At 68.0% G+C, this 6,172-nt stretch carries 6 protein-coding genes; 1 reads left to right on the top strand and 5 read right to left on the bottom strand.

Going from position 1 to position 6,172, the window contains the following annotated elements:
- Both MFF30_RS02780 and MFF30_RS02775 read right to left on the bottom strand, forming a co-directional pair.
- The coding region (locus tag MFF30_RS02780) for a sulfate ABC transporter substrate-binding protein (RefSeq protein ID WP_238276280.1) at positions 1–762 on the bottom strand (762 nt) is incomplete at its 3' end.
- 893 nt (positions 763–1,655) lie between these two features.
- Positions 1,656–1,844, bottom strand: coding sequence for a hypothetical protein (locus tag MFF30_RS02775; RefSeq protein ID WP_238276263.1), 189 nt, complete (start codon positions 1,842–1,844; stop codon positions 1,656–1,658).
- A gap of 391 nt (positions 1,845–2,235) precedes the next feature.
- On the opposite strand from MFF30_RS02775, the gene MFF30_RS26055 reads away from it, so the two are divergent.
- Positions 2,236–2,463 (top strand): hypothetical protein, encoded by a 228-nt coding sequence (locus MFF30_RS26055; protein WP_306424555.1) that lies wholly within the window; start codon positions 2,236–2,238, stop codon positions 2,461–2,463.
- A 122-nt stretch (positions 2,464–2,585) separates the two neighbouring features.
- On the opposite strand, the gene MFF30_RS02765 is transcribed toward MFF30_RS26055, so the two are convergent.
- The 3 genes from MFF30_RS02765 to MFF30_RS02755 all read right to left on the bottom strand — a co-directional run bounded on the left by MFF30_RS02765 (position 2,586) and on the right by MFF30_RS02755 (position 6,068).
- Positions 2,586–2,978 carry a hypothetical protein gene (locus MFF30_RS02765; RefSeq protein WP_238276259.1) on the bottom strand — a complete coding sequence of 131 codons (393 nt, stop codon included), beginning with the start codon at positions 2,976–2,978 and terminating at the stop codon, positions 2,586–2,588.
- A gap of 256 nt (positions 2,979–3,234) precedes the next feature.
- Positions 3,235–5,577 carry a xanthine dehydrogenase family protein molybdopterin-binding subunit gene (locus tag MFF30_RS02760; RefSeq protein WP_238276257.1) on the bottom strand — a complete coding sequence of 781 codons (2,343 nt, stop codon included), beginning with the start codon at positions 5,575–5,577 and terminating at the stop codon, positions 3,235–3,237.
- Positions 5,574–6,068, bottom strand: a complete 495-nt coding sequence (locus MFF30_RS02755) for a (2Fe-2S)-binding protein (RefSeq protein WP_238276255.1) — start codon at positions 6,066–6,068, stop codon at positions 5,574–5,576. Before MFF30_RS02755 ends, MFF30_RS02760 begins: the two co-directional genes overlap by 4 nt.
- Positions 6,069–6,172 lie beyond the last annotated feature (104 nt).

Below are 6,172 nucleotides of genomic sequence, written 5' to 3'. Positions count from 1 at the left end.
CCGGTCGCCCTGGTCGACGCCAACGTCGACCAGGGCGACCGGCGGCTCGGCGTAGATCGAGGTCGGCGGCACGACCACATCGAACTTGTCGCGGCCGAATTCCTCGAAGACGAGATAGGCCTCGTTCTCCCAGGTGGGCAGCACGTCGCCGAGGCCGCGCTGCGCGAAGGTCACGGTGGAGCCACGCGCGCCGGTGTCGAGGACGGGGACGTTCTTGTAGACCTCGCCCACGAAGGCGTTGGCCTTGTCGGCGTCCTTGCCGTCGCGCTCGTAGGCGTAGCCCCAGGCGGCGAGGAAGTTCCAGCGGCCGCCGGCGGAGGTCTTCGGGTTGGGGGTGATGACCTTGATGTCGGGCTTCACCAGGTCGCCCCAGTCCTTGACGCCCTTCGGGTTCCCCTTGCGCACGAGGAACACCACCGTCGAGGTGTAGGGCAGCCCCTGGTTCGGCAGTTTGGTGCGCCAGTCCGCCGGGATCTTCTTCGAGATGCGGCTGATCGCGTCGATATCGGACGGGATGCCGAGGGTCACCACGTCGGCCGGGATGCCGTCGATCACGGTGCGGGCCTGCGAGCCCGAGCCGCCATGGGCCGCGCGCACGGTGAGGGTCTCGCCGGTCTTGGCCTTCCAGTCCTCGGAGAAGGCGGCGTTGATCTCGCGGTAGAGCTCACGAGTCGGATCGTAGGAGACGTTGAGAAGTTCGGTCTGGGCGCAGGCGAGGGTGGGGGCCAGCAGGGCGGCGGCGAGGCTCGCGCCGAGGAGGATCGCGTGGCGGCGGGTGCGTCCGGTGGGCCGGAAAGAGGTCTCGCTCACGGGGGGGGCTCCGAATCTGGCTTGCGCAGCCGGAGCGTAAGCGTGCGTCTCACGACCCCGGTGACGCGGGTTTCGTTCGTTTTAACGAACATTGTCAAGCGTCGCGACTGGACGAGATAAGGCGGTCCGAGCAGCTTCGTTCCCCACTCTGCGGCTGATCCGGAACGATTTTCCTGCGACGGAGAACGGCATCCTCCGCAGGCTGGCCGAGGCAGAAGAACCTGTTTGCGCGGTGATGGTTCTATAGAAAGGACATTTTCGCGCTTTTCACGCGTTTCGGGGATGCAAGGCGAGCATGCCGGTACGCTGTCGCGCCATTCGCTGCCCGAAGCCCTGCGGCTGCCCGAAGCCCTGCGGGCCGGGCGCGTGCATCCCTCGGCGCGGGCGGCCGATGCGCGAACCCCTCCACCGGGGACGCCGTGCCGCCATGGCGGACCCGCACGTGCCGAATCAGCGCGAGCCGATCCGTGCTGCGACGGGTCGGCCGATCACGGCGGATCAAAAGGTGAAGCGGAGGGGTGGAAGATCTGAGCGCGCAGCACTCAGGTTTCCGCGTGATCGCTCCGCAGGCTCAGTCCGCCGCGACGGCGATGAGCGAGAACAGTGAGGCCAGCAGGATGTTGCCGACGACGACGAGGGCGAGCACGGTCATGGGACTGCTTTGCAAGGGGGAGCGGTGGAGAGCGCAGCGGGGGATGCGCTTATCCGATGTCCGTCTCCTAGCGGCCATCGCCTGAATCGTCAGTGAATTCTTGATACGCTCATGCGGAAGCGCGCCCAACGCGGTAAACGGATCACACTGCGGTACGGCCCTGGCAGGGGGGCTGCGCGATCCGATCGGACTCTCAGCGCTGCGGCTTTCCGAGGCGGGCGAGCAGCGCCTCGATCCGGGCGCCCGGCGGCTCCGACAGGATCTCGGCGTAGAACGTTCGCAGGCTGAGGCCGAGGTGGCGCCGGATACCGGCGTTCAGCGGCGGAGGGCCGGAGCGCGTGGCCTCCGCCTTGGGTGAGCAGTCGCTTCGGGTCTTTGGCATGGAAGGGACCCCGGCCGCGCCGGTCGGCATCCCGCATGGGTGGAATGCGGCCGACTGAGTCCTCAGCCTGACAGACGCAAGTTAAGGATAATTTGATGCATCCGGGGGCCGCGACCGCACGGTTGCGTTGCCGTCTTATCAAAGGTTGTCAATCGCATTTCCGGCAAGCGGGGCCGTAAAAAAAACCTCGGGCCGGGGCGTGTTCCGGAAACGGCGCCGCACCAAACACTTGGGGTGCAGGGATGTCATTTGGACGGTGTTCGGATGGCTAACGAAGGGTTTCCGGTTGTGGACGAATCCCTCAAAATTCGCTTACAACACCCAAGCTCACGGCGCCGCAGAGCGGTTGTTTTTCGATATCCCGCAACCAATCACGGGAAACAAATCCGACATGCAGAATATTACCATTACAGATCGAGAACGCGATGCTGTCCTGGCTGCGCTTCGGTACTATCAATTCTATAGGCTGCAGGGGCATCCCTTTAATCCGCATCAGGATCACTTGATCGATGCGATTGCCAGCGAGTCCGGCGAAGCCCTTGATCTTGCCGAAATCGACGATCTCTGCGCCGGTCTGAACGGCAACGACCACGCCCTCGCCGCCGTCGTCAGCGCCTGATCGTGGGCCTTTAAAAGCGGGGCGGACAGGTTCAACCGCCCCGTGTGTCCAGTCGCAGCCCCGATCACGGGGCTGGCGCTTCCTCACTGAGCCCTGGGTGCCGAGCACCGGAGCCGACGTCCTCAGGGCGCGCTGTCCACCTGCTTCTGCGCCCGATCGACAGCCGCACCACAGGCCTCGGCGTCGCCCTTCTTGTCGGCGGTGCGGGCCTCGTCGAGGGCCACCTTCGCCTGGGTCGCCCTGTCGCCGCCCTGTCCGGCCTCCGCCGACTTCTCCGGGGGCGCGGTCTCGGCCGAGGTGCCGCCGCCACTCCCCGTGACACCCTGGCCGCCCCGGGCGCTGGCCGTGGCCTTGCCGCTGGTATTGGCGGAGATCGCCTCCTTGGCCAGATCCTTCACCGGTCCCTCGAGCTTGGCGATCCGGTCGCCGCAGGGGGAGGCGAGGGCGGGCGCCAGACCCACGGCGAGGAAACCGGCGACGAGACACCCGGCAGCGGGCCACACGAAACGCGTCATGGAGTGTTGTCCTTGATTCGGAAGGGGCCTGGCCTTACCGGGCCGCCTTCTCTGCGGGATCAACCTCCCGAAGCGCGGCAGGGCTCCCGGTCTGTTTTAAGAAAACCGTTCGCGGGCCAGGCCCGAATCGGCACGGGCGTGTCGGCCGGAACTGAATCGAGGCGCAGGACGGCGCGAAACCGTCCTGCGCCTCGAATTCTCACGGCCTTCGCGGAGAGCCCTTCCGAGGAAGGGCCTTCCGCGCGAGGGTCTTCGCTCAGGCGCTCAGCTGGTCGCGAATCGGCAATTGCCGGATGCGGCGGCCGGTGGCGGCGAAGATCGCGTTGGCGATCGCCGGAGCCACGGGGGGAACGCCGGGCTCGCCGACGCCGCCCAGCGGCGCGTTGAAGTCCGGGTTCGGCAGCAGGTGGACGTGGATCTCCTTAGGCGCCGCGTCGATGCGGGTGATCTCGTAGCCGTCGAAGTTGTTCTGCTGCGCGCGCCCGTCCTTGAAGGTGATCTCGGCCGAGAGGGCGAGGCCCATGCCCATGACGACCGCGCCTTCCATCTGCGAACGGATCCGCTCCGGGTTGACCTGCGGCCCGCAATCGACGGCGATGTCGACGCGCTTGACCTGCACCTCGCCCTTGGGGCCGACCGCTACCTCCGCCGCCACCGCCGTGTGGGTGACGAAGCTGTAATGGCCGGCGATGCCGAGGCCGGTGCCCTTCGGCATCTTGCGGCCCCAGCCGATACCCTTGGCCGCCGCCTCGATGACCTTGCGCAGGCGCGCCGTCTCGATCGGGTAGCGTGCCGGGTCCTCACCGTAGTTCCAGACGTCGCCGATGGTGGTCGGGTCGATGACCCGGTCGGGGCCGATCAGCGCCAGCAGGTACTCCTTCGGGTCACGTCCCGCCGCGTGCGCGAGTTCCGCGACGAAGGACTGGATCGCGAAGGCGTGCGGGATGTTCGAGACCGAACGGAACCAGCCGATGCGCACGTGGGCGTCCGCCGCCGGGTTCTCGAGGCGGATGTTGGGCACGGCGAACGGCGTGTTGGTCAGGCCCATGCCGAGCTCGAAGGGCAGCTCGTGCTTCGGATCGGGGGCGAAGATCGAGCCGATGGTGGGCGCGGCCGAGCGGTGCAGCCAGGCGACCGGCATGCCCTTGTCGTCGAGCCCGGCCTCCAGGCGCTCCACCGAGATGGTGTGGTAGTAGCCGTGGTGGAGGTCGTCCTCGCGGGTCCAGATCAGTTTGACCGGCGCGCCGTCCACGGCCTGGCTGCAGAGGGCTGCCTCCAGCACGTAGTCGGGCTTCGACTTGCGGCCGAAGCCGCCGCCCAGCAGCGTCACGTTCACCCGCACCTTGTCGGCGGGCAGGTTCAGCTTCTTGGCCAGCCGGTCATGCGTCGCCTGGGGGGCCTGGGTGCAGGCCCAGACCTCGCAGAACCCGTCCTTGATCCGCACGGTGGCGGCCGGCGGCTCCATCGGGGCCTGGACGAGGTGGGGCACGAAGTACTCGGCCTCCAGCTTCGTCTTGGCCTTGGCCATGGCGCCGGCCACATCGCCCTGGTCGCGCACGACCTTGCCGGGCGCGCGCGCCGCCTTTTCCAGTTCGCCCCGGAAGGCGACGGAGTCGTAACCGGCGTTCGGGCCGTCGTCCCAGGTGATCTTGAGGGCGTCGCGGGCCTTCGTCGCCGCCCAGGTGTTCTTCGCGATGATCGCGACACCGCCGATGGGCTGGAACTCGGAAGGGATCTCGGGGGCGTCGATGGTGAAGATCTTGACGACGCCCGCGACCTTCTTCGCCTCGGAATCGTCGACGCTCTTCACCTTGCCGCCGAAGACGGGCGGGCGGGCGACGAGGGCGTAGAGCATCCCCTCGAGGCGGGTGTCGATGCCGTACATCGCCCGGCCGGTGGTGAAGTCGTGGTTGTCGATGAGGCCGATCTTGCCCTTGCCGATGTAGCGGAAGGCCTCCGGCTTCTTGAGCACGACGCTCTCGCGGGCCGGCACCGGCAATTCGGCGGCGGCCGCCGCGACCTCGCCGTAGCCCAGGGTGCGCTTCGACTTGGCGTGGGTGAGGACCGAGTTCTCGGCCTTCACCTCACCCGCCGGTACGCCCCACTGCTTGGCGGCGGCCTGGACCAGCATGGCCCGGGCCGCGGCCCCCGCGTGGCGCAGGTGCGGGAAGAAGTGGCGCAAGCTGCGCGAGCCGTCGGTGTCCTGGTTGCCGAAACGGGCCTCGTCGCCCCAGGCCTGGGCGACCTTCACCTTCGCCCAGTCGGCCTCGAGTTCGTCGGCCACCACGAAGGCGATGGAGGTGCGCACACCCTGGCCCATCTCGGCGCGGTGGCAGGTCACCGTCACGGTGCCGTCGGGCTGAATCGCGACGAAGACCTTCGGATCGTCCTGCCAGCCATGCGGCATGGCATCGGCACCGTACTTCTTCGGCTCGTCCTTCTTGTCGTCGGCGCGTGCCGGGTCCCGCCAGGACAGGGCCAGCACGAGGGCGCCCATGCCGCCGAGCATGGCGCGGCGGCTGACATTGGCCAGCGCGCTCGGGCCGGCCTCGACGGTGGGGTTGGCGAGATCCGCCATGGTCTGAGCTTCGTGGATCACAGGCGCTCTCCCTTGTTCGCGGCGGGCGCGGTTCCCTTGGGGGGATTGCCGGCAGCCTGGTGGATCGCGGCGCGAATGCGCGGGTAGGTGCCGCAACGGCACAGGTTCCCGCTCATCGCCTCGTCGATCTGCGCGTCGGTGGGTTTCGGGGTATCGGTGAGGAGGGAGGCCGCCTGCATCATCTGCCCGCACTGGCAGTAGCCGCACTGCGCCACGTTGAGATCGCGCCAGGCCACCTGGACCGGGTGGTTGCCGTCCGGCGACAGGCCCTCGATGGTGACGACGGCCTGCCCCTCGGCGGCCGAGACGGGGGTGACGCAGCCGCGCACGGCGGTGCCGCCCACGTGGATGGTACAGGCGCCGCACAGCGCCTGTCCGCAGCCGAACTTGGTTCCGGTCAGCCCGACCTCGTCGCGCAGGTACCACAGCAGCGGCATGTCGGGGTCGCCGTCGAAGCTGCGTTCAGCTCCGTTTACGGTCAGTTTGATCATCGGTGTATCCTGTCATGGATCAGGCCAAGGGCCGGTCGGGATCGGGCTCACGCCAACCCATCAACCGGCGGGAAGCCGTTGGGGTCACATGTCGGGCGTCGGGG

Origin of the sequence: Methylobacterium goesingense (assembly GCF_022179225.1) — a bacterium.
Classification (GTDB): domain Bacteria; phylum Pseudomonadota; class Alphaproteobacteria; order Rhizobiales; family Beijerinckiaceae; genus Methylobacterium; species Methylobacterium goesingense.
The sequence above is the reverse complement of the archived record's forward strand: the minus strand, read 5'-3'. Positions and strand labels throughout refer to the sequence as shown.

Bases quoted from the DNA above. Each gene is read 5' to 3' on its own strand.
- MFF30_RS26055 (WP_306424555.1), top strand. From the start codon at position 2,236: ATGCAGAATATTACCATTACAGATCGAGAACGCGATGCTGTCCTGGCT.
- MFF30_RS02765 (WP_238276259.1), bottom strand. From the start codon at position 2,978: ATGACGCGTTTCGTGTGGCCCGCTGCCGGGTGTCTCGTCGCCGGTTTC.
- MFF30_RS02755 (WP_238276255.1), bottom strand. From the start codon at position 6,068: ATGATCAAACTGACCGTAAACGGAGCTGAACGCAGCTTCGACGGCGAC.
- MFF30_RS02775 (WP_238276263.1), bottom strand. From the start codon at position 1,844: ATGCCAAAGACCCGAAGCGACTGCTCACCCAAGGCGGAGGCCACGCGC.